The sequence below is a fragment of the Candidatus Saccharibacteria bacterium oral taxon 488 genome (genome assembly GCA_013099015.1).
Classification (GTDB): domain Bacteria; phylum Patescibacteriota; class Saccharimonadia; order Saccharimonadales; family Saccharimonadaceae; genus Nanosynbacter.
Map to the genome: position 1 here is coordinate 122,290 of CP039998.1, position 26,452 is coordinate 148,741.

Genomic DNA, 26,452 nt, shown 5'->3' on the forward strand with positions numbered 1-26,452 from the left:
GTATATGTTTGAAGTAGAATACAAAGGTGCAAATAACGTTATTTTTACAACGAAAATGGTAAAAATTGCGTTTGATCCAGCGTTATCGCTGGTTGGTCTTAAGGATAATCTCGGGGGGCAGGATGTTGAGATATTGTCAGAGGATAGATTTGCCGCAAGTAATGTAACACCACGGTTACTCTTCAGCGGTCCGGGTGAATATGAGGTCGGCGACGTATCTCTGAGAGGGGTGGCAGCCTGGCGATACATTGATACGGAAACTGATGTTAAAAAATCAACGATTTACCGTTTAGCAATTGGTGGTGTGCGTGTTGTGATTATAGGTAACGTTGCCCCAAAATTGTCAGAGTCTCAGCTAGAGGAGATTGGTGTCGTTGATGTTGTTGTGATACCGGTTGGCGGTGGTGGTTACACGCTTGACGCGACATCTGCGGCTCATATGGTACGCCAGCTGGAGCCGAAAGTAGTTATCCCAGTGCATTATGCTGATGGCGCGCTACACTACGAAGTGCCGCAAGACGACCTGTCGGTGTTTGTTAGCGAAATGGGCGTGGAGACTGTTGACGCTGGGCCAAAGTGGAAGGTGAAGGGAGTGACATCTTTACCCGAACAACTCTCAATCATTACTGTCGCGCGGAGCTAGGCTGGTCGATACGTTGCACTAATAAACCCCCTCCTTATTTGGAGGGGGTTCGAGCTTAGGCGGTTTTTGTCTGTATTGGGCGTAACAGCCCTTTCTTTTTAAGAGTACGAATTGCTTGAGTACTCAGAACCAACGTGACTTTTTGACCATCTACTACAAGAGTTTTCTTCTGTAGGTTTGGCTTAAAAGTGCGCTTGGTACGGCGAAGGGAAAAGCTAACGTTGTGACCGTATTGCTTGCCCTTGCCGGTTAGTTCGCATCGTGATGCCATTTCCAACCTCGCTTTATATTAACTAAACAATCTATCGTATTGTAGCGGTATTTCTATAATTAGTCAAGGTGTTATAATGGTAATCATGGATTTGGCATATTTAGGTATGGTCTTGGTGGTTATTCTCGTCTCAATGACGCTACACGAGGCGATGCATGCGTTTATGGGCTATTTCCTTGGAGATGACACAGCCAAGGCAGAGGGGCGGCTGACATTAAACCCGCTGAAGCATATTGATCCGTTCATGACGCTTTTATTGCCACTATTGCTGGCTGTGTTGGGACTGCCAATTTTTGGTGGTGCTCGGCCGGTGCCATTTAATCCTCAGCGCGTGCGACACGGTGAATGGGGCGCAGCGTTTGTAGCGTTTGCTGGGCCACTGACTAATTTGTTTTTAGCGTTTTTAGCGTTTGGCGTGGGTGTCATCAGCGGGGTTATTACTAGCGGCGGGCTGATTCAAAATACATTAGTGGGGCAAATCATTAGCCTCGTCGTGTTGGTTAATTTAGGTTTTTTCGTGTTTAATATGTTGCCGCTGCCACCACTTGATGGGTCGCGGGTGCTGTACGCGCTTGCTCCAGAGGGTGTGCGCCGTGGCATGGAGTGGATTGAGCGCTACGGGGTAATGGTGGTGTTTATCATTGTTATGATTGGACAGGCGGCAATTGGGCGAATTATGACGTTCGCTACGAACGGTATTATCCAATTCTTTTGCGTGATTTTTGGTGTATAATAGAGATAGCCTCAGGTAAGCGGGCGCATATGATTTTCCTAACATCATATGATAGGGAGTCCTAATGGTCAGTCATCGTGGTGACTGGTTGCGGATACCCACCTTGCATTTATGCGGGGGAATATCACGCGCTTGCACTGCTTGGGGCTTTTATGATGTATAATAATAGGGCAGCCTACTAAGCGATCGCTTGGCAGTGAAGCCAAGAGGAAAGTCCGGGCAGTAAAGGACACCGACAGTCGCTAACGGCGACCGGGGGTAACCCTAGGGAAAGTGCCACAGAAACAAAACTACCTTTGTGGCAATAGACACAAAGGAAAAGGTGAAACGAGTAAGGTAAGAGCTTACAGTCCTCGGTGGTGACATAGAGGAGAGGTAAACCCTGTCGACTGCAAGGAGGCCTACAAATGAGTTGTCCGCTCGTAGGCCGATAACCGCTTGATTTACCTGGCAACAGGTAAACTAGATAGATGATCGCTCGCGACAGAACCCGGCTTATCGGTAGGCTGTAAACTAAAACCTTCTCTCAGCGGAGAAGGTTTTAGTTTACTGAAAGCACTTTCTTATAGTGCTGCTTTAACAATTGCGGTAAAGGCCGTAGGTTCGTTAACGGCTAACTCTGCCAACACTTTTCGATCAAGCTCAATATTCTTTGCCTTGAGAGCAGCCATGAGCCTGCCGTACGTTGTGCCCTCTTGGCGAGCGGCTGCGTTAATCCGGGTAATCCACAGGCTGCGGAGGTCTCGTTTTCTGTTGCGTCGATCACGATAGGCATATTGCAGAGCTCTAATTACCCCCTGCTTTGCTAAGCGAAAGCTACGAGTTCGATTGTGCTGCATGCCTTTAGCGGCTTTTAGAATTTTCTTGTGCTTTGCGTGTCCAGGGACGCCTCGTTTTACCCTCATAGATTAAACTCCCATCGCTCGTCGGGCATTTTTTGCCATTGAGCCTGTTACTTTTGCTGTTGTATTAATTGCCCGCTTACGGCTTTTTGACTTCTTGGCTAAGAAGTGACCGCCAAATGCACGTTGACGAGTTAACTTGCCAGAGCTCGTTAACTTAATGCGCTTTGCGGTACCTTTGTGGGTCTTTAGTTTTGGCATTATTTACTCCTTATTACCACACTCAGATTGCGACCAGCCATCTGAGGTTTTTGTTCTAGAATTGCCTCTTCCTCAAGCTGATCAGTGATTTTTTGGATCAATTCGTAACCGATTTCTTTATGCGCCATCTCGCGACCTTTATAGACGACTTGGATACGGACCTTGTGCCCATTGGCGAGAAAGTCTCGTATTTTGCGCAGCTTGACTTCGAGGTCGCCAGCGCCAATCTTCAGGCCAAAGCGCATTTGCTTGAGATCGCCGACTTTTGCCGCGCGCTTGTTGCGCTGCTGGTCTTTGATCTTCTGATATTGGAACTTGCCCCAGTCAAGAATTTTGGCGACTGGTGGATTGGCATTTGGTGATATTTCAACGAGATCAAGTCCCGCATCCTCCGCCGCTTGAAGGGCGTCGCGCAGGGGCATTATCCCCAACTGTTCACCATCAGAACCAACAACGCGCAGTTCCCGAGCACGGATCGCTCCGTTGATACGAATTGATTTATTAATCTCCTAGCTCTCCTTTTGAAGCAATTTTAGATTAATTTCATCAGTCATTGTATCAGGTATAAGGGTGGATTTCAAGCGCTAGGTCGGGATAATCTGCCGGTATTGTAGGCTTTCGGCGACATGAGGAATGGTTATTTCTAGTGATGACTCAAGATCAGCGATAGTGCGAGCGACCTTGATAACTTTGAAATAGCCACGAGCGCTTAGGTCAAGCTTTTTGGCGGCTGCAAGGAGAAATTGCTTGGCCTCAGCCGTTAGTGCAGCTATTTTATCAACGCTACTACTATCTATATCAGCGTTGTATTTATTACTATTACTGTATCTGTTAGTTTGTAGTGTACGGGCTACCTTAATCATATTTTCAAACTGTTTTTGTTGTGAATCCGACGATGACTTACGGGACAACAAATCTTCATGTGCGACGCGGGAAACATTGATTGTTAGATCAATACGATCAAGGAGCGGGCCAGATAATCGTTTCTGATAGTTCAAGATTTGTGTCGATGAGCAACGGCAACTTTTTTCTGGATCGCCCAGATAACCACATGGACAAGGGTTCATCGTGGCAACTAACATAAAATTGGCGGGGTAGTAGTATTTACCTTGGGCGCGGGAAATTATGATCTGCTTATCCTCAAGCGGCTGACGAAGCGACTCCAATGTAGTTCGTGGATATTCTAATAATTCGTCTAAGAAAAGTGTGCCGTGGTGCGCGAGACTAATTTCGCCGGGCGTGGCCTTTGCACCACCACCAATCATTGATATGCGGCTTGCGGTGTGGTGTGGTGTGCGAAATGGTCGGTCGATAACGATATCATGACTAACTTGATTGCCGTCAAGATTGTGGAGTTTTGTCACCTCGATAATCTCAGTGTCAGATAGCGGCGGTAGGAGCGAATTGAGTGCGCGTGCTAACATGGTTTTGCCGGATCCCGGTGGTCCGGACAGCAAAATATTGTGCCTACCCGCGACGGCAATGGCGACGGCTCGCTTGGCCTGCTCTTGTCCGCGGATGTCATCAATGATGATGCCGCGTTTCTTTTGGCGATATTGCTGCTTTGTTTTTACTGCGGGTTGGATGAGTTTTTCTTGTTTGAGGTGGAGGAATAATTCCGTTAGATTATTGATGGGGATAATAGTAATGTCGGGGATGAGCAGGGCTTGTTTGCTGTTGGAGGCCGGTAGGTATATGGTTGAGATACCGTGTTGTTTGGCGGTTTCGGCGATGGTGATGGCCGAGCGAATGGGGCGAAGACTACCATTGAGTGCCAATTCACCAGCAAATAGCGCTCCCTCTAGGGCGGTTTGAGGAAGTTGTTTGCCGAGACAGAGAATTGCGAGGGCTATTGGTAGGTCAAATTGCGTACCGTCTTTTGGCAGTTCCGCCGGGGCGAGATTGATGGTAATTTTACCTTTTGGGAAATCGAGCAGCGAGTTTTTGATGGCACTGCGAACGCGATCACGCGATTCATCAATTGCTTTGTTGCCAAGTCCGACGATTTGTAGTCCAGGTAGTCCTCGTGATATGTCGCCTTCAATTTCAATAAGCTGACCGTGAAAGCCATATGGCGTCGCTGAAACTACCTTGCTAACCATATACCTAGTAAAGCATAGATGGCTAGACTTGAAAAGGGAAGGTTGTTATAATTAAGGCGGATTGATGGGGCTGATATAGCTTTCGACAATTGGACTTTATCAAGGTATTCTGCGGGCCGACGATACGCGTAACGTATGTTTTAGTTGCAAAGTCTAAACTTGCAGGTGTATTTGCTAGCTTAAAGAGCGTTTTCACTCCGATGGCTGCTGCACCAGTCGCTGCTTAATTTAAGCGACCGTCCTTGCTTTGCGGCAACAGGCAAAGCCTAGGGCGTCATATATATGTTGCTGGCTGCATGTTCGGAAGCGGCGGACATGCGGGACTTTCTCCGCGTAACGAAGCTTGGTTTTTTCGGTTTATTTTTAAGCCGAGCAACGTTATAAAATAAATTAAAAGAACCTATGCTCGTAGACGAATGTCATGATACCAGTTGGACCCGGGGGCGGTACCCGGCAGCTCCACCATATAGTGATATATCGACCCAGGGTGGTCGATTATTTTTTATCGTAATCAGTGAGAATGCAGCTCGAGCGTGTTGCCAGGAGACGAAAACAACCACCTGCGAGTAGTGGTTGTTTTCAAAAAGTGGAGTTTTACGTGTGCTGTTTATTTTTGGCTCCCGACAAGTTGTGTATAACTTTTTTATTCAGAAGCTACCCCTATAGTAAATGATAAAAATGGTTATGTCAATAATTTTTGAGAAAAAATCTAGGTAAAAAATACCACATAATTTAGAGGGTTAGTGAAGCAGTTTGATGAAAAATATAGGTTGTTGCCGGACGAGACGGTTGAACCCTAGTAGTTCCTAGTTGGTGCCGCACACGGCCGGTGTCCTACCCGCGAGATGGCGAAACGGGATATGCTGAGGGCTTGGTTGTTTTGGTATTTTATTTGTATAAACGTTCAGCGAGCTGGATCAATTACTAGATTATTTGTTGGATTCATGATGTCGTATGGGGTGACTATACAAGAACTATGAATTAGCGGGCGGTACAGCAAGCATATGTTTATATTACAATGTTGTGTATAAAACATTTTATAGAATATAACAGATGAAAATATATAAAGATTATTATAAAAATGTTATAAATACAACATATTTTTTATGCAAAGTATTGACCGATAAGCATATACATGATAGTATTGGTACAAGCTTTTGAGAAAATAAAAAGCAAAAAACTGAATATAACAATAACAACATTAACAAGCTTATATGGCTCAGTCCGCAGTAGTGCATGTCGTTTGGCGTATAGTCGGCAGCAGTATGAAGCCGGAATAATAAAAAATTATTCGGCCATAGTGTTGCCGATGCTCCGCCGAACTTTATAGCCTAACGTTCAGTTAGTGGCTATACCGTGACGCGTTGAGCGCGCGCATAACTAGTACCACTGCGCATCCAGTTAATCCTTGTTATAGGATTAGCAATGAGACTACTGGATGTGCAGGATGAGGAACGTTGCGCAAGGACATGCTCCGAAATTCGGAGCGGTCAGTTGCCCTGAGCGGCGGACTTTGAACAGGTGACCGCGCCCTAATAGTTATTGAGTGCGGCGGATGGTTCACTTGATCATATAATGGTTCGTCGCCTGGGCTCCCTTAGTCTATGATATAGTGTGAGTATGAAGTGTCGGTATGTTGCTATAGTCGCGGCGCTGGCTGTGACAGCAGATGTCGTATTGGTGCACACGGTGACGCCAATGAGCGTTGGTCCGTTGGGCGTCCTGGCGTTTTTTGTGTGTCTGTATGTAGCAACTGCGTCGTGCTGTTATTTAGTGATGGTCGCGGCGAGGCGTGTGGCAATGCGTGTTGTTCGACATAATATGTATCGTGGCTTGGCCTCGGTAACGCCGTTGAAATTATATTATTATGCGAGTATCATCGGGCTTATACCGGTTATCTTACTTGGCATGCAATCAATTGGCGGTGTCACGGCATGGGATATCTTGCTCCTGGTGCTTTTTTTGGGCCTTGGTTGTTTTTACATACACAAACGATTTTAGAGCGTAGGAACTCTATCGGTAACGTGGTACAATATAGGTATGAATCCAGAGTTGCCTCAGGTGCGTCCACCGATTGAGAGTTTACCGCCTGCTTCAAGCGGTGAGCTTCGGCTGGATGGTGATACAAATCAGGTAGAGGCTGAGAGACGTTCCGCCGAACGTCCAGCGGTGAATGTGGCGAACTCACAGATGCCAGCAACAGTACTGCCGACTGTTCCGGTGCCAGCGCCTCCAGTGGTGCAGGCTCCCGCGTCGTCGACGACGTCAACTGACGATACGCCGCTGATAGCTGGTGATGATGATTTGATTGAAAAGGAGTGGGTTGACAAATTGAAACGGATTATTACTTTGACAAGGGATGATCCGTACGAGCGAGCGCGGGTAATTGCGCAACTACAGGCCGACTACCTCAAAAAGAGGTACAACAGGGAGATGGGCCAATCGAACGGATAGGAATATGGATAGCGGACCGTTAATTACTGGTTTTATTGTCGTCGTAGTATTGGCAATCGGTGTGACGATTGTCACGCTGCAGTATCGCAAGATGCTGCGCGAAGCAAAAAATTATGAGCGCGGGCTGAAAATGGTGCCGCTGCTAATTCATTTGCCGCCATCAAGTGAAGATATTGATGGGGCAAGTCGTGACCAGCGTGATCTAACGGAAGAAATTCTCAGCCAAGCGCAAGTGATGTATAACATTATATCAAGTACCGCAACGAAAGGATTTAAGAGTCGACTCTACGGGCAGCGCCATTTGTCGTTTGAGATTATTGCGCGTGGTGGTTTGGTGCATTATTATGCCGTGGTACCGACGGTGCTGGTCGATGTGATTCGCCAAGCGATTGCGGCAGCTTATCCGGCGGCGCGGTTGGAAGAAGTGGCTGATACGAATGTGTTTAGTAAAATTGGCAAGATGAGCGGGACAATTGGCGGCGAATTCTCGCTCCGTAAGTCGTTCGTCTATCCTATCGCAACCTACCAAGAGTCAAAGCGAGACGCGTCGCGGGCGCTACTGAATGCCATGTCGGCGGCGACAAAAGACGATGGTATTGGCTTACAGTTCTTGGTTCGGCCGGCGCGGGAGGGTTGGTCGCGTGCCTCAGAAGAGCATGTTGAGAAAATGAAGAAGAACAAGGGCAAGAAATCAACGAAGGTGGCGGGCGTTGATATCTCAATGGTCGGGGACATTTTTGAGGCGTTGTGGAAACCACCACAGTCGGCAAAAGAAAAAGAAGGTGAGATCAAGCCTGAGGATAAACAGCTATCGTCACTCGAGCAGGCAGAGGTTGATGCCGTTAGCGAGAAGACGCGTTATCCGGCGTATGAGGTATTGGTGCGAGTGGTAATTTCATCAAATACTGCCGCTCGTTCACAGGTGCTGCTTAAAAATATTATCGCTGCGTTTGCGATGTTTGACTCGCCACGCAATAACGGTTTTCGTTTTTCGCTGACAAATAATATTGAGGAAATGACTACGGCGTATATTATGCGGTTTTTCCCGCAGCATATTCGCAGTAATATCCTTAATAGTGTCGAGATGGCGACTCTGTTTCACTTGCCGAGCGCAACTGCCATCCCAACTTCACAGGTTAAGCGGCAGATGTCCAAGCAGGTTGATGGGCCAACTGACGTTTTGGATGAGGGATTATTGATTGGTTACAATGAATTTCGTGGTACGAAAAAGCCAATTCGTATCGGTACGAAGGATCGCCGCCGCCACGTTTACATCATTGGTCAGACTGGTGTTGGTAAGTCGGTATTGCAGGAAAATATGGCGTATCAAGACATGATGGATGGCCGAGGGTTTGCGCTGATTGATCCGCACGGTGATTTGGTCGAGTCGCTCATGGGGAAGGTGCCGAAAGAGCGAGTGGAAGATATTATCTATTTCAACCCCGCCGATATGGAAAACCCGATTGGTCTCAATATGTTTGAATTCGACAGTCCGGATCAAAAGGACTTTCTGGTGCAGGAGGCGATTAACATGCTGTATGGGCTGTACGATCCGGGGCATACCGGTATTGTGGGGCCACGGCTTGAGCATATTTTTCGTAACTGTGCGCTGCTGTTAATGGCGGATCCGGCGGGTGGAACATTTATTGATGTGCCAAAGTGTCTCATTGACCCAGAATTCGTGAAGAGTAAGCTGAAGTACGTCACCGATCCGCAGGTGATTGATTTCTGGACAAAGGAGTTCCCGGCCTCGCAACGATCAAATGAGGCCGGTGAAGTGATATCGTGGGTGGTCTCGAAGTTTGGCCCATTTATCTCTAACGATTCAATGCGTAATATCATCGGCCAGACGAAGTCAGGGTTTAACATCCGTGAGATTATGGATAATAAAAAGATTCTGCTAGTTAATCTGTCGAAAGGTAAGCTTGGTGAGCTCAATGCCAAGCTGCTAGGAATTATCTTTATCATGAAGTTCCAGGCGGCAGCTATGTCCCGGGCTGATATACCCGAGGAGCAGCGTGAAGACTTTTCGCTATATGTTGACGAGGTGCAGAACTTTGCAACTGATAGTTTTGAATCAATTTTGTCCGAGGCGCGAAAATATAAGCTGAGCCTGATAATGGGTAACCAGTTTATGACACAGCTAACGGAGAAGATTCGTGAGGCCATTATTGGTAACATTGGTACGGTTATCTCGGGGCGTATTGGTATCACCGACGCGGAATTGATGGTTAAGAAGTTTCAGCCAGTGTTTGATATTGATGATTTATCAAAGCTACCAAATTTCCAGTCGATCGCTTCGGTGATGATCAATAATGTGCCGTCGGCGCCGTTTAGCATGAACTGGGTGCCACCGATGGGTCAGGTTAACAATCAGCTTCGTGATGCGTTGGTGCGACTATCGGCAGCAAAGTACGGCAAACCACGCGCGGTGGTTGAGAAAGAGATCTTTGAGCGGCTTGGTCGCAATAAAAAGCCAGCGGCTTCGCCGACTGGCCCATCACTCAATCGGCCGGCTACAAAGAGCGGTTCGTCTTTCCTGGACGAGTGGTTGTCAAAACGTCAACAACTTGGTGGTGGTAAACCAGGGGCTGTGGGTGCTGCTGCTCCGGGTGCGGGGCAGTCTCGGTTGGGCGTGCCATCGCCGCTAGCTCCACAGCCAGGCCGTCCAGCTCCGTCGCGACTAGCGTCGCCGACCTCAGGCTTGGCGGGCACACAATCGCAGTCGGCTTCTATACGGCCGCCACAGATTGGACAAGGCGCTGCGCCACAAGGTATTGCTATGCCAGCCCCGCCAGCTGGCCAGACGCCGCAGGGAGTTGGTACTTCGTTGAACGGGCTATCGGGGCAGCCGATAGATATCCCCCATCATGATAATTCACGATCGCTGGATCGACATCCGGCGTCTGCGCCAACAGTGACTGGTTCGGATGTGGCTGCGCAGGCCGCGCCGCTATCAATTGCTGATAGAATGGCGGCAGAACTGCAGCAGGCAGAGCCGCAAAACCGCCTCGACCTGCGTGGTGATAATAACGATAATGGCGAGGTATCAATTAAGCTACGCTAGGCGTGGGCCAAGCTATCTTTTATTGAGGAAACCAACGCGGGCGTACTCAATAATGGCGCCGATAACCCAACCACAACCAAAGAGAATGATCGTTTCTGATCCAGAGAGAACGTAGCCGTAATGCCGGGCAACGAAGTAGACAATAACTGAGGCAATCGCACCGAGTGCGCCGGCAATAATGAGGTTCGGGCGTGCGACGGTGCTACCGATAGCTTCGCTGGCTTTTTCAACAGCTGGGTTGTGAATGACTTTACTAAAGGTGCGTGACGCTGGCGGTAGTTCGCTTTGCATCTTTTCCATGGTTTTCCGGTAGCTGTCAGTACGGTCGGCTTTGGTGATCTGGCGAGGTGTTTCTGAGGCTGCTGGCTTCTCCGTTTCAGCGGTTTGGCTTGTCTCGGCTTGTTCTAATGCCTCACGGTGAGCTTTGTCGATACCTTCGTGTTGCTGTTCGACGGCTCGTTCAGCCCGCTCCTCTAATTTTTCAGCCGCTGAGCGTTCTACTTCGCCGGCTGACCGCTCAAGTTCGCGAGCGTTCTCTGTTAACTCTGGATTAGCCCCATGAATTTTTTCTGACATATTTACCCTCCCTATGTTATAACGTTCCCGCTGTAATATCACGGCGAATGATGCGGACCTCTTTACTCAGTTGTCGTGAGCGGCAATAGAAGAAGGTTACAACAGCCGCAATGATACCGGCAAATAACATGTTTTCTCCAGGGCCGGTTCGCGGCAGGGTAGCGACGGTCTGCTCGACGACCTTTGGCGTTGGGCAGTTGACAACGATTTCGACACTGGTACCAAAGACGTTTGTCATACGGCAGTCATACGATGACGGGTCGCTGGTGCCGCGTGGCTTAGCCGAAAGTTGACCCTTGAGCTGGACGACGTAGGTTATAACCTTTTGCTCGCCTGGTTTAAGGGTGACTCGTGGCCAAGAAAGGGTGCGCTTTTCCTTATCAAAGGTGCCACCACCATTATCATAGATATCGGCATATTCTAGTACATCGGATAACTCGTCCTTCAGATCAACTGTTGCTGGAGCTTTGCCTTCGTTTTTAGCGGTTAGCTTATACTCAATGCGGTCGCTGGCGTTGGCTTTTTTCTTGGTGGCATCGCCGCCAGAGGTCAGGTTATGTGCCGCCTTGGTGCGGGTAACCTGGGCTTTACAGGTTGTGTCTTTGACCCAAATTGTGGCGTCGCCTGGGCACGGCTGGCAGTCGGGATGGTCTATCGGTAGGCTTGGGTTAAGTGGACAGCGTGGTTTTGGACTGATCGTAACGGTCGAAGCACAGGCACTATTCGTCTGGTCACCGAGGCTGGTGTGGACAATAACGGACACGGTATACGTGCCGTCCTTGTCGAGTGTGTGCTGTAATGACGTGCTCGTAGCGGTGGTATTGACACGTTTGCGGAGCACCTCGGTGCCGGCTGAGTTTTTAATGATAAAGGTATAGCCAGCGATAGTCGCACCATTTTGGACATCGCCATACGCTGTCATCGAGACCTTGGTACGGTCGGTGACGACGGGCCGCTCGAGTAATTTACAGGCGGCGGTTGGTTTCGGTTTTTGTTTTGGCAATTCTTTGAGCATAATGTTAGCACAGGCCTTCATGATAGCAAACGGTTTGCCCTCGCTAGTCGTACCGACAAATGATTTATACCATGAGCCTGAGCCGCTGCGGTTGCGCCCGGTGTCAAATTCAGCCATTGGTCGCGAATATAGCGTCAGGCTACCAACCTGAAACTGGACTTCTCCGCGCTGAAGGCCGAAGCGTGAAACTCGGCTCCAGGACTGCCAGCCATTATCGCGGCCGCTGCTGCGAGTACTGATCTCAGAGTCGCGAGCACTCGCCAAGTTCTCGCGTGTGATGCCAGCGTGCTGCAGCATGTCACGATAATTTTGCGAGTTATTGTCCCACGCGGCGAGCAGCTGTGATTTCGTATGAATACCGCCATAAACAAGGTCTGAAGCATTGGCGGCATTGGCAGATTCAGGTGGTTGAAAAACGGCAAATGACTGCACGATGAGCGCTAGGGCGGTCAGAATGAGACCGGTTTTGCGAGTGATTTCCTCTTTGTGGAGGCGTTTCGCGTAAAAGCCGAGCTCTTGGATGAGGCTTGGGCTAAACGCGAGGTGGGAGACGATTTTCTTAAACATGCCGTTCCTTATTTTCCATTAGTTTTATGTTTTCGTAAAAATTCCGTCTCCACTATAGCACAGTGATCGCTTTTACGCAAATAGCTTGAGTGAACACTTTTTTTGCGGTATAATGGGGGAGTTGTAAATAGCTGACAAATCAGAAATAGTGAGGGAAGCATGGCTAAACAAACAGATAAGCAAGCCTACGATGGCTCGCAAATCCAGGTTTTGGAGGGTCTCGAACCGGTGCGTAAGCGGCCGGGAATGTACATTGGTAGCACGGGGTATGATGGTATTCACCATTTGATTAAGGAGATCGCTGATAACTCAATTGACGAGGCAATCGCGGGCCATGCGACGAGAGTAGAGGTGGTGCTGTTAGAAGACGGTGGTGTGCAGGTGACTGATGATGGGCGCGGTATTCCGGTTGATAAACATCCAAAAACTGGTTTGTCTACTCTAGAAACCGTGCTGACAGTGCTGCATGCTGGTGGTAAGTTTGGCGGCGGCGGCTACAAAGTGTCATCTGGACTCCACGGCGTAGGCTCAAGCGTGGTAAACGCGCTTTCAACCAAAATGATCGCTGAAGTAGTGCGTGATGGTCAGCTGTACCGCGTGGTGTTTGCAACTGGTGGTATCGCTGAACCACTGAAGAAGGTTGGTAAAACTGATCGGTCAACCGGAACGCGCATAATATTCTACCCAGATCCAACGATTTTTAAGGAGACGGTGGAGTTTGACTATAAGTGGGTGGTTAGTTATCTGCGCCACCAGGCATACCTCACCAAAGGCGTGCACACCTCGGTTATCGACAATCGAACAGGTGAGCGACAGTCATTTTACTTTGAGGGCGGTATTCAGAGCTACGTGAAGCACCTCAACATTGGTAAAGATATTTTATCAAACGATGTCTTTTATGTTGAGAGACAGGTTGAAGATTGCATGGTAGAGATTGCCGTACAGTATAATGATACTTACATTGAGACAGTAAAGCCGTTCGCCAACAACGTGTTAACACCAGATGGTGGTACGCACTTGATCGGTTTTCGCTCAGCCTTAACGAGGGTTATCAACGACTACGCGCGTAAGAATGGCCTGCTGAAAGAAAAGGAAGATAACCTGACCGGTGACGACATTCGTGAGGGTCTGACGGCAATTATCTTAGTCAAGTTGCCTGATCCACAGTTTGAAGGTCAGACCAAGAACAAACTTGGTAATCCAGAAATGCGCCGCTATGTCGAGCAGGTGATGAACGAGTATTTTGCGTATTATCTTGAGGAAAACCCGAGTATTGCTAAGAAAATTGTCGGCAAGGCGACCTTGGCGGCTCGGGCGCGTAAGGCGGCGCGAGCAGCTCGTGACAATGTGATCCGTAAGGGCGCACTTGATGGTATGGGGCTGCCGGGTAAGTTGTGGGATTGCTCGAGCAAGAGCCCGAGCGATAGTGAAATTTACATCGTCGAGGGTAATTCAGCGGCTGGGTCGGCCAAAGAGGGTCGCGACAGCAAAACACAGGCGATTTTGCCACTCCGCGGTAAGGTGTTGAATACTGAGCGGGCGCGACTTGATAAAATGTTTGCTAACAAAGAGATTGTGGCAATGATCCAGGCATTTGGTGTCGGTATCGGTGATCAGTTTGATATTAATGGCTTGCGTTACCACAAAATTATCATCATGACTGATGCCGATGTTGACGGTAGTCACATCGCGACGTTGCTTCTGACCTTCCTGTTCCGCTATATGAAGGAGGTGGTTGAGGGTGGCTATGTGTATCTTGCCAAACCACCGCTATACTCAATCAACCGTGGGCAGAAGAAGATTTATGCGTATGATGAGGATGAAAAAGACAAAGTATTGGCGAGCCTAATTGCCGATAAGAAAAGTCGTGGTACAGCAATCGATGATGAACAAGATGTCACCAAGCAGGCTGGCGTGACAATTTCACGATTTAAGGGTCTTGGTGAGATGGATGCCGACCAGCTGTGGGAGACAACGATGAATCCAGAAAATCGTGTATTGATTCAAGTCAGTGTGGAAGACGCCGAAGAGGCGGATGCGATCTTTACGCGGTTGATGGGCGATGACGTGAGTTTGCGCAAAAACTTTATTCAAAGCTGGGCAAAAAATGCTAACTTGGAGGATTTGGATATTTAATCATGAGTGATCAGGACAAACAGATACAATCAACCAGTGACCACGAGTCAATTGAGGCGACGCCGGACATGGTAACCGAGATGCCAACAGGCTTAGAGCGACGTCGACTCGAACATGTGATGCAAGATAATTTCTTCCGCTATTCGATGAGTGTCATCGTTGACCGGGCATTACCAGATGTACGCGATGGTCTAAAGCCTGTGCATCGCCGTATCTTGTATTCAATGAACCAAAACGGTAATCGTAGTACTGCGAAATTCGTCAAATCAGCGCGCATCATCGGTGATGTAATGGGTAAATATCACCCGCATGGTGACTCAGCGATTTATGATTCGATGGTGCGTCTGGCGCAAGATTGGGCGATGCGCTATACCTTGGTGCAGGGCCAGGGAAATTTTGGCTCAATGGACGGAGATCCACCAGCCGCTCACCGTTATACTGAGGCGCGACTCGACAAGCCAGCTGAAGAACTACTAACTGACATCGAGAAAGAAACGGTTGATTTCAAGGATAACTTTGATGGTTCAGAGCGTGAGCCAATCGTGCTGCCAGCAAAATTACCAAACCTACTACTGAACGGTCAGATTGGTATCGCTGTTGGTATGGCGACGAGTATCCCGACGCATAACCTGGGCGAGTTGGTGGATGCGACGGTTGAGCTGATCAATAATCCTGAAGCGACGGTTGATGATTTACTGAAGCACGTTAAGGGTCCGGATTTTCCGACGGGGGCGATTGTCTATGGAGGTGCGCCGATGCGTCAGGCATATGCGACTGGTCGCGGTAGTGTAATGATGCGGGCGGTGGCGGAGATTCAGGAGACCAAGAAGGGGCGACATCAGATCGTCGTCACAGAGATCCCGTATGGTGTAAATAAAGCAACACTAATTGAAAAGATTGGTGAATTGCATAAAGAAAAGCGAGTACAACTGGCTGACCTGCGCGATGAAAGTTCTCGGGGCAAAGTCCGCATTGTCATCGAGCTGAAGAAAGATGCGTATCCAAAGAAGGTGCTGAACCAGCTGTATAAATTAACAGCTTTACAAACAAGTTTTAATTACAACATGCTGGCACTGGTCAATACCATGCAGCCACGGATCTTAGGCTTGCACGATATTTTGAGCGAATTTATTAAGCACCGACAATCTGTGGTGCGCCGCCGTACTGAGTTTGAGCTGAAAAAAGCCAAGGCAAGAGCGCATATTCTGGAGGGCTACAAGATTGCACTGGATCATATCGACGAGGTGATCAAGACGATTCGTGCCTCAAAAACCCAGGATGAAGCGGAAAAGAATCTGCGCGCTAAGTTTGGACTCAGCGAGATCCAGGCCAAGGCTATTTTGGCAATGCAGCTGCGACGCCTGACTGGACTTGAGCGTGAAGCGGTCGAGAATGAACTTCGCGAACTTCTGAAGCTGATCGCAAGGTTAGAGGCTATCTTGGCCGACGAGCAAGAGATTTTGAATATTATCAAGGCTGAGCTTCTAGAGATGAAGGAAAAGTACGGCGACGAGCGGCGTAGTAAAATTATCAACCATGAACTGGGTAAGTTCTCTGATGAGGAGCTAATTCCAGATGAGGAAGCGGTCATTTTACTAACCGGCGAGAATTACATCAAGCGGACCCTGCTCAGTGATTATCGCAAGCAAAACCGTGGTGGCAAGGGTAAGCGCGGCATGACCACCAAAGAGGAGGATATTATTGACCAGGTGGTGCCAGCAAACACCCATGACTATTTGTTGTTCTTTACGAATCGAGGTCGAATTTTTCGCCTGAAGGCGTATGAAGTACCAGCTGCCAGTCTCAGTGCCAAAGGTGTGGCGGCGGTGAACCTGCTCCAGCTACAGCCAGAAGAGAAGATCACCGCTATCATTAAACACGAGAAGAACGCTGGTGACCAGGGCTACCTATTTATGGCAACTAAGCATGGTACGGTGAAGAAGACTCCGCTTGGCGACTATGCCAATATCCGGACGAACGGGCTCATTGCTATTAAGTTAGACGATGGTGACGAGCTGCGCTGGATCAAGAAAACAGATGGCAAAAGTGATGTAATTATTTCAACATCAGCTGGTCAAGCGATTCGTTTTAACGAGCAGGATGCTCGGCCGATGGGTCGAGCGGCTCGTGGCGTACGCGGGGTGCGTCTACGTCCGAACGATTGCGTTGTTGGTATGGATATCGTTACCAGCGATGAACAGACGCTGCTGGTCATTAGCGAAAAGGGCTTTGGTAAGCGTACGAAAGTGACTAACTTCCCAAGTCATAAGCGCGGTGGTGTAGGGATAAAGGCGGCAATTGTGACGGCAAAGACTGGCCCAATCATTTCAGTACAGACGATTGATCCGACGATGAACGAAGCACTGTTGGTATCGCAAAATGGTCAAACAATTCGTCTGGGCTTAAGTGACATCAAGTTGCTCGGTCGAACAACGCAGGGTGTGACGATTATGCGGTTGAGTGATGGCGATGCGGTGTCGTCGATTGGCCTAATGGAGAAACGTCCAGACGAGGAGGATTAGCCAGGTGCCGATGCAATACATCCTGATACCGGGCATCGCGTGGTTTGTAGCGCAGTCATCAAAGCATCTGGCCCGGCTGTTTGGCCGCAATCGTCGAGTTACGCAGTCGAACCCTCGTTCGCCGGTATTGTTTTCAGGTGGTATGCCGAGTGCTCACAGTGCAACGGTGGTGTCGCTTGCGCTGACCATCGGTCACTACCAGGGGTGGGGAAGTCCGCTGTTCGGCCTGGCTGCATGGTTCGCGGCAATCGTATTGTATGATGCGGTGATGGTGCGATTTTCCTCTGGACAGCAAGGTGACTTGCTCAATAGAGTGGTGCGAAAAGATTATCCAAAGCTGTCAACGATTAGGGTGGCACATGGTCATACGCTACCAGAAATGCTTGTCGGGGCGGCCGTGGGCACGGTTGTAACCTTTGTTGTAATTTTCGCTACAAGATAATTGCTAATAACCCTTGACCTGACCACTAATATCAGGTAAGATGAATATCAGTCTGGTTGCTGGAGTGCGAGCCAAGCGACAATCACGCTAATTTGTTAGGTGAAGCGAAAGCGGTACACAAACCCGACTATGGTCTTTAACAATTTGATTGTGCAATATCATCGTCAGTTTATATTTTTGTAGAGCCTTAATACTTTGATACAAAGTAGATTTTTAACGGAGAGTTTGATCCTGGCTCAGGATGAATGCTGGCGGCGTGCCTAACACATGCAAGTCGAGCGGCAGCGGGTTCTGCACTATCAACTTGAAGCCTGGACGCGGGGATTTCCAAAGGAAATCAGCCGCATCATTTTGAAAGAGATGAGTGTCTGGGGTGACTTCGAACTGATAGTGCAGAATGCCGGCGAGCGGCGAACGGCTGAGTAACGCGTAGGAATTTGCCCCAAAGTGAGGAATAACTGCCCGAAAGGGTAGCTAATGCCGCATATGGTCTTCGGATTAAAGGATTTATCCGCTTTGGGAGAAGCCTGCGTTGGATTAGGTTGTTGGTAGGGTAATGGCCTACCAAGCCGACGATCCATAGCTGGTCTGAGAGGATGATCAGCCAGACTGGAACTGAGACACGGTCCAGACTCCTACGGGAGGCAGCAGTGAGGAATCTTCCACAATGGGCGAAAGCCTGATGGAGCAACGCCGCGTGAAGGATGAAGGCCTTCGGGTTGTAAACTTCTTTTATGAGTGAAGAATATGACGGTAACTCATGAATAAGCACCGGCTAACTACGTGCCAGCAGCCGCGGTCATACGTAGGGTGCAAGCATTATCCGGAGTGACTGGGCGTAAAGAGTTGCGTAGGCGGTTTAATAAGTGAATAGTGAAACCTGGTGGCTCAACCATACAGACTATTATTCAAACTGTTAAACTCGAGAATGGTAGAGGTAACTGGAATTTCTTGTGTAGGAGTGAAATCCGTAGATATAAGAAGGAACACCGATGGCGTAGGCAGGTTACTGGGCCATTTCTGACGCTAAGGCACGAAAGCGTGGGGAGCGAACCGGATTAGATACCCGGGTAGTCCACGCCGTAAACGATGGATACTAGCTGTTGGAGGTATCGACCCCTTCAGTAGCGAAGCTAACGCGTTAAGTATCCCGCCTGTGGAGTACGGCCGCAAGGCTAAAACATAAAGGAATTGACGGGGACCCGCACAAGCGGTGGATTATGTTCTTTAATTCGATGATAACCGAAGAACCTTACCAGGGCTTGACATCCAGGGAAGGTCTGCGAAAGTAGACTGTGCCTTTTGGAACCCTGTGACAGGTGATGCATGGCCGTCGTCAGCTCGTGTCGTGAGATGTTAGGTTAAGTCCTTCAACGAGCGCAACCCTTGCAAGTAGTTGTATTTTTCTACTTGGACTGCCCCGGTAACGGGGAGGAAGGAGGGGATGATGTCAGGTCAGTATTTCCCTTACGTCCTGGGCTAGAAACGTAATACAATGGCTAGTACAATGCGCAGCGAAGCCGCGAGGTGAAGCAAATCGCATCAAAGCTAGTCCCAGTTCGGATTGGAGGCTGAAACTCGCCTCCATGAAGTCGGAATCGCTAGTAATCGCAAATCAGCAAGTTGCGGTGAATACGTTCCCGGGTCTTGTACACACCGCCCGTCAAACCATGAAAGTGACCAACACCCGAAGTCCGATTCGTCGGCCTAAGGTGGGGGGCATGATTGGGGTTAAGTCGTAACAAGGTATCCGTACCGGAAGGTGCGGATGGATTACCTCCTTTCTAGGGAGAATAGATGCCAATTTGTCGAGTAATCACAAGTTGAGCTAGGTCGGTCTCGTAAATATGCTGAGCTTACATATTTACAGTAGTCCTTCTAGGGACGAGACAAAGTTCAAAACCTTCTCTACGATAAACCGATTGATGAATTGCACAATCAAGTTGTTAATATAAAAACGCCCTCCTGTTTGGAGGGTGTTTTGTCGTCTATGACTAATGACGGGGCCTTTCACGTGGCTGTCTACTTGAGTATAGATAGAACGTAATATGGCGAGGCGATGGCTGCGGAACTATCGGCGACCGAATAGCGATTCTGCCAGCCAGCCTAGCGGGATAGTGTGGAGACACAGCATAATCCCAAAGCCAACTCCACAGACGACCAGACCCCAGAACTTGAAGCGCTCGTAGCTACTGATGCCGCTCGCGAGATTGTCCGCTAACTTTTGGTGGTAGACAGTCATGACGGCGCCGATAATCAAAACGATGAGGCCGACAAAAAAAGATCCAAAGGTAAATTTATAATACATATCTCCATTATACACTTGCCAGAATAAAAAAGATACGGTACAATGAATAAAGTCTTGGCGAGATGGGGGCATAGCTCAGTTGGCTAGAGCACCTGCTTTGCAAGCAGGGGGTCCAGGGTTCGAGTCCCTGTGCCTCCACCATATGGGGTGAAGTAGGCTTACGTCTACGACACTCCACCAAGACTGCAATGAGGGCGATTAGCTCAGCTGGTTAGAGCGCGTCACTGATAATGACGAGGTCGGAGGTTCAAGTCCCTCATCGCCCACCATAACGTCATTGTATTGAGTAGAGTGAGATATAATGACCTTTTGGAGGGTAATCCTATTACCCATCACGTTTTTGATAAGGGCGACTAGCTCAGTTGGCTAGAGCATCTCGTTTACACCGAGAGGGTCAGGGGTTCGAGTCCCTTGTCGCCCACCAGATAGACAATCATCCCGTTTGGGGGTGTTTTTATTTAGAGGTGTCGAGATTGACATATGCGGTAAACTATGCTACTATACCAAACGTATATGGTAAAGAATAAACATAATTTAAAAAGTAACCCATATGGTGAACGCTTAGGTTTTGTGCAGCAGTTTTCTGCCTACGGTGATCTTGACGACACTAACAAGAGTACTATTGCGCACCTTGCGTTTGATCAGAACCTTAACGATGCAGATTTTTATAAGTTAGCACATGAGATCGCCCATGAAAAACAGGCGATGGGGGGCACCGCGCTCAATGCGTTTTCTGCGGAGCGATACGCTGGACTCCCTCGATCGTTTGATGAGGCAAGAAAGATGCCGGGTAATTCTATAGAAGAGGTGCTGGGGCGGCTTGATACCGAGACGTCAGTGAACGACCCCGATGATGTCGAGTTTTATAGGACAGGAGTGCGCCGGCATATCGAAGAGCTCTATGCTTTTTCTGACAAATATCGACAGCGGTACGGTGGGGGTAATCGAATAAAGGAAAGAATGTTGGCAGATGAATGCAGTCTGCTTTGGATGCAGCATAACTCTTTGAAGTTTCTGCAGGAAGATGGTAAAAACCCTAACAAATACCCAACGGTAAGAATATATCTTAATCCTCAGTTACGAGATAGCCTTGATATCTATAAAAAGATTTTTGCGAAAGCTACAAGAGAGGGGCTTCGCTTTCAGGCAAAGATTATGGCGCCAAGTGGTTACACCAAGCACCTTGTAGACAAGGCAGTTGATTATTGTGCTAGACTAGCCGCTGGGCGACTGGAAACAAGACGAGATCCGATAGTATTTTATGGCTTTGAGGAGTCTAAAGACAAATTACTGAGGATAGTTGAAGAAGTTTATTCTCAGTATGAGAGTGCTTTTGAAGGTAGGGAAACGGGAGCTATCCCATTAGCCATCGCTCCTGGTTTTGCGGTTGGGGAAAATCCAGTAGGGTTGGATGGCGAAGAGTCATTAACAGATCATAGGCAGCGAGTCATCAAGGAGGCTGATTACGATGCCAGGAAGTTTCGGATGAATGCTGCCTCATGGAATATAAACCCGGATAATATCGCTTTTAATAGATAATTACCCTATACTGTAAGTAGATGTATAAGCATGTTATCAAACCGTTATTATTTTTGCTAACGCCAGACTTTACGCATAAGCTGATCGTTTTCTGTGGTCGTGTGGTACAGGCGTTGCCGCCTGTTCGGTGGGCCATTCGTAAGTCATGGAGTTTTCAGGATAAGTCGCTCCGACAGGAGGTGGGCGGCATTGCTTTTTGTAATCCGATTGGCTTGTCGGCAGGATTTGATAAAAATGCCCAGCTGTCGCCGCTGATGGAGGATGTTGGCTTTGGGTTTGCTTCGGGCGGATCGGTGACGCTAGAGCCGAGAAAGGGGAATCGGCGGCCATGGTTTCATCGTTTGCCGAAGACAAAGTCGGTGGTAGTGTATGCTGGTATGCCAAACTATGGTCTCAGAAAGATTAGTCGATATATTCGTCGTAATCGACGGCGGTTGGATAACATGCCAACAGTTGTGTCAGTGGCAGTTGTAGCGAATAAAACAACACGTGAGCGTATGGGTACTCGACTAACGAAGGAAGCGATTATTAACGATGTGAAAAAAGCAACAGAATATATTAATGACAACAAATTGGCGAGTGTTGTAGAAATTAACATATCCTGTCCCAACGCCGGGAAAGAGCCATTTATTGAGACAGAGTCGCTTGATGTCTTGTTGACAACACTTGATAGTGTGCCGCGTGACGTGCCGTTTTGGGTGAAAATGCCGCATTTGTACGATGTAGAACAATTCGATTCACTACTAAAAGTTATCGTTCAGCATAACGTCCAGGGTGTGACGGTGGCTAATTTGGTAAAAGACCGTAGTAAAATTGACATCAAAGATCCGCTGACTGATGAAATTCGCGGCGGGCTGAGCGGCGAGCCGACGCGCGAGCATAGCCTGGAGCTTATTCGTCATGCCTATAGGAACTATGGCGACAGGTTAATAATTGTTGGCGTAGGCGGAGTGTTTTCGGCTGAGGATGCGTACGTCAAAATTAAGGCTGGCGCTAGCTTGGTTGGGTTGATTACCGGGCTATTTTTTGAGGGGCCACAGCTGGTTGGCCGGCTAAATCGTGAGTTGGTAAAATTGCTAAAAAATGATGGTTTTTCTAGTGTTTCCGAAGCGGTTGGCGCTGATTTTAGAAAAAAGCCAAAAAAGTCGAAAAAACTTTGAAAAAACTCTTGCAAAACAACTACAGCTGCTGTATAGTTGATTACTAGTTACGCGAATGTTCAGGAGAACCTCTGGCAACACACTGCAAAAACGTGCGAGGGCAGTGGTGATAATATCGTTGAGTGTAGATTAGATTACGTTATTTTGACGGGTCGAGATGTGCACTCAAGCGTGAGGCATGATCATTAACAATTTGAGAGTAAAAGAAATTGAGTTTTTAATTGACGGTAACAGGTAATTGCAAGGTAGCAACTACTAGTTAAGTCAATGCATAAAAAGGTACTCAAGGGCACTAAATGGATGCCTAGACGTATATTACCGATGAAGGACGTGGAAGACTGCGATAAGCCTCGGGAAGCTGTCAACAAGCTTTGATCCGGGGATTTCCGAATGGGGAAACCCAGCATGAGTCATGTCATGTTGCCACTTGCTGAACACATAGGCAAGCGAGCGGGAACCATCTGAACTGAAACATCTTAGTAGGATGAGGAAGAGAAAGTAAATAACGATTGCGAAAGTAGTGGCGAGCGAAATCGCAACAGCCCAAACCTTTTAAGTTTTTGCCTATTTATTTAGGCAAATAAGTTGATAGACGAATACTTAATAAGGGGTTGTGATATTACATATGACCAAGTCAGAGCATTTGAATTCGTTCAAATAATCTGATTTGCGATACCAGGCTATCAACTGGTAGTAAGGTAAGAAAATGGCGTGGTTAGCAGAATAGTTTGAATGACTAGCCAAAGAGCGTGAAAGCCGTGTACGCGAAAACGACGCTGACCTTATGTATGTTTTATCGAGTAGGACGGGGCACGAGAAACCCTGTTTGAATCTGGCTGGACCACCAGCCAAGGCTAAATATAATATACGATCGATAGTGAACTAGTACAGCGATGGAAAGGTGAAAAGAACCCCGGGAGGGGAGTGAAATAGATCCTGAAATTTAGTGCCTACAAGGAGTCGGAGCCGGCTTGTCCGGTGACGGCGTGCTTTTTGTAGAACGATCCAGCGAGTTAATTTTTACAGCGAGGTTAAGTCAATTGACGGAGCCACAGTGAAAGCGAGCCTGAATAGGGCGTTTAGTTGTAAGGATTAGACCCGAAACCGGGTGACCTAACCATGAGCAGGTTGAAGCCACTGTAACAGGTGGTGGAGGACCGAACCAGGATACGCAGCAAAGTGTTTGGATGACTTGTGGTTAGCGGTGAAATGCCAATCGAACTCGGAGATAGCTGGTTCTCCTCGAAATAGCTTTAGGGCTAGCGTCGTGTTAGTAGCACATGGGGGTAGAGCTCTGTAAAGGACTGGGGCGGGCAACTGTACCCACCCTTAACAAACTACGAATACCATGTGTGTAACCACGGCAGTTAGAACATCGGTGCTAAGATCGGTGCTCGAAAGGGAAACAGCCCAGACCATCATCTAAGGTCCCTAAATTAACGTTCAGTGGGAAACAAGGTGAGATTTCTTAAACAGCTAGGATGTTGGCTTAGAAGCAGCCATTCATTTAAAGAGTGCGTAACAGCTCACTAGTCAAGAGATCTTGCGTGGAAAATGTAACGGGGCTAAAACGTTATACCGAAGATATGGATATTCAGTATCTTTCTTGCCCTTTAATAAGTGACTTAAAAAAATAAGAACTTCTTAAAGGGATGGCTACACTAACGTGTGGTTTTGAGATAGATACTGAATGTGGTAGAGGAGCGTTCCTATCAGCAGTGAAGTCGAATCGGAAGGTTCGGTGGAGCGGTAGGAAGTGAGAATGCTGGAATGAGTAACCATAAGAGAGGTGAGAATCCTCTCGGCCGTAAGAGCAAGGTTTCCTGAGCCATGGTAATCATCTCAGGGTTAGTCGGGCCTAAGCCGAGGCGCAGAGCGTAGGCGATGGACATCAGGTTAATATTCCTGAACCGGTTAAGTTTTGTACACTGTTCACGGGGAAGTAATCGAAGCGGATTCATGGTTTATCCGTCCAACCGAGCGGGAACGCAAAGGGAGTGAAAGTGATTCTTCGGAGTCGCGATTTTGGTGAAAGCCCTGGCTAGAAAAGCAGGTGTACGCGTGGACTTAGCCGCCCGTACCGCAAACCAACACAGGTGCTCGAGTCGAGTAGACTCAGGCTTACGAGCGAACCTTCGCTAAGGAACTCGGCAATACAGCGACCGTAACTTCGGGATAAGGTCTGCCCCCACTTCGGTGGATATCAGCCGCGTTCACTCAGTGAATAATAGGTTAAAGAGTACATTTTTAATCACAAAACGAATTTTCTGAGATAGAGCAATGAATTGTTCTTTTGAACGCGAATCTCTGACATCTAACGATGTGGGGGCCGCAGCAAAAGAGCCCACGGAACTGTTTATCAAAAACACAGGTCTCTGCTAACACGAAAGTGGATGTATAGGGGCTGACTCCTGCCCAATGCTGGAAGGTTAAGGGGAGCGCTTCACGGTGCGAACTGAAGCCCTAGTCAATGGCGGCGGTAACTATAACCGTCCTAAGGTAGCGAAATTCCTTGTCAGGTAAGTTCTGACCCGCACGAATGGAGTAATCATGTGGGCACTGTCTCAGCGAAGGACTCGGTGAAAGTGCATTGGCGGTAAAGATGCCGTCTGTCCGTACCAGGACGAAAAGACCCCATGGAGCTTTACTACAGCTTTACATTGAATACGGTTTCAACATGTGTAGCATAGGTGGGAGACGTTGAAGCAGATACGCCAGTATTTGTGGAGTCACCAAGTGAAATACCACCCTTGTTGTGATTGTGTTCTCACGCTGACCGTTATCCGGTTAGCGGACCGTGTATGGTGGGTAGTTTAACTGGGGCGGTTGCCTCCTAAAGAGTAGCGGAGGCGTTCAAAGGTTGGCTAACTTCGGATGGAAATCGAAGTGATAGTGTATGCGCATAAGCCAGCTTGACTGTGAGGAGTACATTCCAATCAGAGACGAAAGTCGGAGCAAGTGATCCGCTGTACGTACATTTGTACATGAATGTGGGATCGACAGCGCAAACGGATAAAAGTTACCCTGGGGATAACAGGCTTATAGCGCCCAATAGTTCACATAGACGGCGCTGTTTGGCACCTCGATGTCGGCTCATCACATCCTGGAGGGGGAGCACCTTCCAAGGGTTCGGCTGTTCGCCGATTAAAGTGGTACGCGAGCTGGGTTCAGAACGTCGTGAGACAGTTCGGTTTATATCCGGTATGGACGATAGGAAACTTGAGAGGATCTACCCCTAGTACGAGAGGACCGGGGCGGACGCACCTCTGGTGTATCGATTGTGGCCACCTGCTGCATTGTCGAGTAGCTATGTGCGGACTAGATAAGCGCTGAAAGCATATTAAGCGCGAAACTAACCTCAAGATAAGGTTTCCCTATGAGGACACAGAAAGACTATCTGTTTGATAGGCGCAAGGTGGAAGTGCAGCAATGCATGGAGCTAAAGCGTACTAATAGTCCCATTGCCTTTTTATGTCCTTGTCTGCTAGCGTTTATGCTTGCATAACGCTCGCGGATAAGGTAGACTTAACTAGTAATTGGTGCTTTTCAGTAAGTGCCAGTCAATTAACAATTCAATTCCGTGCAGTAAACTGGACATCGAAGAAAGGGGTTTGGCCCACCGCGGAGTATATGCGGAACCAAGCGTCGTAACCCCCTCCTTCGGTGCCCATGGCGAGGAGGAAACACCTGTTCTCATTCCGAACACAGAAGTTAAGCTCCCCAGCGGCGATTATACTGCGAAAGTGGGAAACTAGCACGGTGCCGAATTATAAAAAAGACTTCCGAATAGGGAGTCTTTTTTCGTTTTTGCCAG

General features: G+C 48.3%; 17 protein-coding genes, 3 tRNA genes, 3 rRNA genes, 2 other RNA genes and 1 pseudogene. 18 read left to right on the plus strand and 8 right to left on the minus strand.

The features are described from left to right. Positions 1-4 precede the first annotated feature (4 nt). Positions 5-643 (plus strand): Zn-dependent hydrolase, encoded by a 639-nt coding sequence (locus FBF29_00650; protein ID QJU07220.1) that lies wholly within the window; start codon positions 5-7, stop codon positions 641-643. Between the two features lie 55 nt (positions 644-698). Here the strand turns inward: FBF29_00650 and rpmB are convergent, their stop codons facing one another. Then, entirely contained in the window at positions 699-914 is a 216-nt protein-coding gene (gene rpmB, locus FBF29_00655) for a 50S ribosomal protein L28 (protein ID QJU07221.1), read from the minus strand. A gap of 76 nt (positions 915-990) precedes the next feature. Between rpmB and FBF29_00660 the strand changes: the two genes are divergently transcribed. Both FBF29_00660 and rnpB read left to right on the plus strand, forming a co-directional pair. Further along, entirely contained in the window at positions 991-1,647 is a 657-nt protein-coding gene (locus FBF29_00660) for a site-2 protease family protein (GenBank protein ID QJU07222.1), read from the plus strand. A gap of 170 nt (positions 1,648-1,817) precedes the next feature. Then, positions 1,818-2,161: RNase P RNA component class A (gene rnpB / locus FBF29_00665), an RNA gene on the plus strand. 49 nt (positions 2,162-2,210) lie between these two features. Here rnpB and rplT read toward each other — a convergent pair. The 4 genes from rplT to FBF29_00685 all read right to left on the minus strand — a co-directional run bounded on the left by rplT (position 2,211) and on the right by FBF29_00685 (position 4,852). Next, positions 2,211-2,552, minus strand: a complete 342-nt coding sequence (rplT, locus tag FBF29_00670) for a 50S ribosomal protein L20 (protein ID QJU07223.1) — start codon at positions 2,550-2,552, stop codon at positions 2,211-2,213. A 3-nt stretch (positions 2,553-2,555) separates the two neighbouring features. Beyond that, positions 2,556-2,750 (minus strand): 50S ribosomal protein L35, encoded by a 195-nt coding sequence (gene rpmI, locus FBF29_00675; protein ID QJU07224.1) that lies wholly within the window; start codon positions 2,748-2,750, stop codon positions 2,556-2,558. Further along, complete coding sequence (locus tag FBF29_00680) at positions 2,750-3,244, minus strand: translation initiation factor IF-3 (GenBank protein QJU07225.1); 495 nt, start codon at positions 3,242-3,244, stop codon at positions 2,750-2,752. The genes rpmI and FBF29_00680 overlap by 1 nt, the downstream gene beginning before the upstream one ends. Positions 3,245-3,334: 90 nt before the next feature. After that, positions 3,335-4,852 (minus strand): ATP-binding protein, encoded by a 1,518-nt coding sequence (locus FBF29_00685; protein ID QJU07226.1) that lies wholly within the window; start codon positions 4,850-4,852, stop codon positions 3,335-3,337. 66 nt (positions 4,853-4,918) lie between these two features. Here FBF29_00685 and ssrA point away from each other — a divergent pair. From ssrA to FBF29_00705, 4 genes and pseudogenes are all read left to right on the plus strand, one after another. Then, positions 4,919-5,317: a transfer-messenger RNA gene (ssrA, locus tag FBF29_00690) on the plus strand. A gap of 1,155 nt (positions 5,318-6,472) precedes the next feature. Beyond that, complete coding sequence (locus FBF29_00695) at positions 6,473-6,853, plus strand: hypothetical protein (protein ID QJU07227.1); 381 nt, start codon at positions 6,473-6,475, stop codon at positions 6,851-6,853. Between the two features lie 39 nt (positions 6,854-6,892). Beyond that, complete coding sequence (locus tag FBF29_00700) at positions 6,893-7,306, plus strand: hypothetical protein (protein ID QJU07228.1); 414 nt, start codon at positions 6,893-6,895, stop codon at positions 7,304-7,306. Positions 7,307-7,310: 4 nt separating this feature from the next. Then, positions 7,311-9,893 (plus strand): annotated as a pseudogene (locus FBF29_00705) (ATP-binding protein). 492 nt (positions 9,894-10,385) lie between these two features. On the opposite strand, the gene FBF29_00710 reads toward FBF29_00705, so the two are convergent. Beyond that, the gene (locus FBF29_00710; GenBank protein ID QJU07229.1) at positions 10,386-10,949 is read right to left on the minus strand and encodes a hypothetical protein; all 564 of its coding nucleotides are present in this window, start codon (positions 10,947-10,949) and stop codon (positions 10,386-10,388) included. Between the two features lie 16 nt (positions 10,950-10,965). Beyond that, on the minus strand, positions 10,966-12,531 hold the full coding sequence (locus FBF29_00715; GenBank protein QJU07230.1) for a hypothetical protein: 1,566 nt from the start codon (positions 12,529-12,531) through the stop codon (positions 10,966-10,968). Positions 12,532-12,690: 159 nt separating this feature from the next. Here FBF29_00715 and gyrB point away from each other — a divergent pair, with 159 nt between their 5' ends. The 4 genes from gyrB (at position 12,691) to FBF29_00735 (ending at position 19,418) form a co-directional block, all read left to right on the plus strand. Further along, positions 12,691-14,667, plus strand: a complete 1,977-nt coding sequence (gene gyrB, locus FBF29_00720) for a DNA topoisomerase (ATP-hydrolyzing) subunit B (GenBank protein QJU07231.1) — start codon at positions 12,691-12,693, stop codon at positions 14,665-14,667. 2 nt (positions 14,668-14,669) lie between these two features. After that, positions 14,670-17,189 carry a DNA gyrase subunit A gene (gene gyrA, locus FBF29_00725; GenBank protein ID QJU07232.1) on the plus strand — a complete coding sequence of 840 codons (2,520 nt, stop codon included), beginning with the start codon at positions 14,670-14,672 and terminating at the stop codon, positions 17,187-17,189. Between the two features lie 10 nt (positions 17,190-17,199). Continuing rightward, the gene (locus FBF29_00730) at positions 17,200-17,631 is read left to right on the plus strand and encodes a divergent PAP2 family protein (protein QJU07233.1); all 432 of its coding nucleotides are present in this window, start codon (positions 17,200-17,202) and stop codon (positions 17,629-17,631) included. Between the two features lie 210 nt (positions 17,632-17,841). Next, a 16S ribosomal RNA gene (locus FBF29_00735) occupies positions 17,842-19,418 on the plus strand. Positions 19,419-19,702: 284 nt separating this feature from the next. Here the strand turns inward: FBF29_00735 and FBF29_00740 are convergent. Then, positions 19,703-19,939 carry a hypothetical protein gene (locus tag FBF29_00740; protein ID QJU07234.1) on the minus strand — a complete coding sequence of 79 codons (237 nt, stop codon included), beginning with the start codon at positions 19,937-19,939 and terminating at the stop codon, positions 19,703-19,705. Between the two features lie 64 nt (positions 19,940-20,003). On the opposite strand from FBF29_00740, the gene FBF29_00745 reads away from it, so the two are divergent. The 7 genes from FBF29_00745 to rrf all read left to right on the plus strand — a co-directional run bounded on the left by FBF29_00745 (position 20,004) and on the right by rrf (position 26,406). Further along, positions 20,004-20,080, plus strand: a tRNA-Ala gene (locus tag FBF29_00745). A 51-nt stretch (positions 20,081-20,131) separates the two neighbouring features. After that, positions 20,132-20,208 (plus strand) — tRNA-Ile (locus tag FBF29_00750). A 78-nt stretch (positions 20,209-20,286) separates the two neighbouring features. After that, positions 20,287-20,363, plus strand: a tRNA-Val gene (locus FBF29_00755). An 89-nt stretch (positions 20,364-20,452) separates the two neighbouring features. Further along, entirely contained in the window at positions 20,453-21,478 is a 1,026-nt protein-coding gene (locus FBF29_00760) for a hypothetical protein (GenBank protein ID QJU07235.1), read from the plus strand. A 20-nt stretch (positions 21,479-21,498) separates the two neighbouring features. Next, entirely contained in the window at positions 21,499-22,638 is a 1,140-nt protein-coding gene (gene pyrD, locus FBF29_00765; protein QJU07236.1) for a dihydroorotate dehydrogenase (quinone), read from the plus strand. A gap of 276 nt (positions 22,639-22,914) precedes the next feature. Continuing rightward, positions 22,915-26,106: ribosomal RNA gene (locus FBF29_00770) — 23S ribosomal RNA — on the plus strand. A gap of 191 nt (positions 26,107-26,297) precedes the next feature. Further along, positions 26,298-26,406, plus strand: a 5S ribosomal RNA gene (gene rrf / locus FBF29_00775). Positions 26,407-26,452: the final 46 nt, after the last annotated feature.

Coding starts and splice junctions, on each gene's coding strand:
- FBF29_00650 (QJU07220.1), top strand. CDS start 5: ATGTTTGAAGTAGAATACAAAGGTGCAAATAACGTTATTTTTACAACG.
- rpmB (QJU07221.1), bottom strand. CDS start 914: ATGGCATCACGATGCGAACTAACCGGCAAGGGCAAGCAATACGGTCAC.
- FBF29_00660 (QJU07222.1), top strand. CDS start 991: ATGGTAATCATGGATTTGGCATATTTAGGTATGGTCTTGGTGGTTATT.
- rplT (QJU07223.1), bottom strand. CDS start 2,552: ATGAGGGTAAAACGAGGCGTCCCTGGACACGCAAAGCACAAGAAAATT.
- rpmI (QJU07224.1), bottom strand. CDS start 2,750: ATGCCAAAACTAAAGACCCACAAAGGTACCGCAAAGCGCATTAAGTTA.
- FBF29_00685 (QJU07226.1), bottom strand. CDS start 4,852: ATGGTTAGCAAGGTAGTTTCAGCGACGCCATATGGCTTTCACGGTCAG.
- FBF29_00695 (QJU07227.1), top strand. CDS start 6,473: ATGAAGTGTCGGTATGTTGCTATAGTCGCGGCGCTGGCTGTGACAGCA.
- FBF29_00700 (QJU07228.1), top strand. CDS start 6,893: ATGAATCCAGAGTTGCCTCAGGTGCGTCCACCGATTGAGAGTTTACCG.
- FBF29_00710 (QJU07229.1), bottom strand. CDS start 10,949: ATGTCAGAAAAAATTCATGGGGCTAATCCAGAGTTAACAGAGAACGCT.
- FBF29_00715 (QJU07230.1), bottom strand. CDS start 12,531: ATGTTTAAGAAAATCGTCTCCCACCTCGCGTTTAGCCCAAGCCTCATC.
- gyrB (QJU07231.1), top strand. CDS start 12,691: ATGGCTAAACAAACAGATAAGCAAGCCTACGATGGCTCGCAAATCCAG.
- gyrA (QJU07232.1), top strand. CDS start 14,670: ATGAGTGATCAGGACAAACAGATACAATCAACCAGTGACCACGAGTCA.
- FBF29_00730 (QJU07233.1), top strand. CDS start 17,200: ATGCAATACATCCTGATACCGGGCATCGCGTGGTTTGTAGCGCAGTCA.
- FBF29_00740 (QJU07234.1), bottom strand. CDS start 19,939: ATGTATTATAAATTTACCTTTGGATCTTTTTTTGTCGGCCTCATCGTT.
- FBF29_00760 (QJU07235.1), top strand. CDS start 20,453: ATGGTAAAGAATAAACATAATTTAAAAAGTAACCCATATGGTGAACGC.
- pyrD (QJU07236.1), top strand. CDS start 21,499: ATGTATAAGCATGTTATCAAACCGTTATTATTTTTGCTAACGCCAGAC.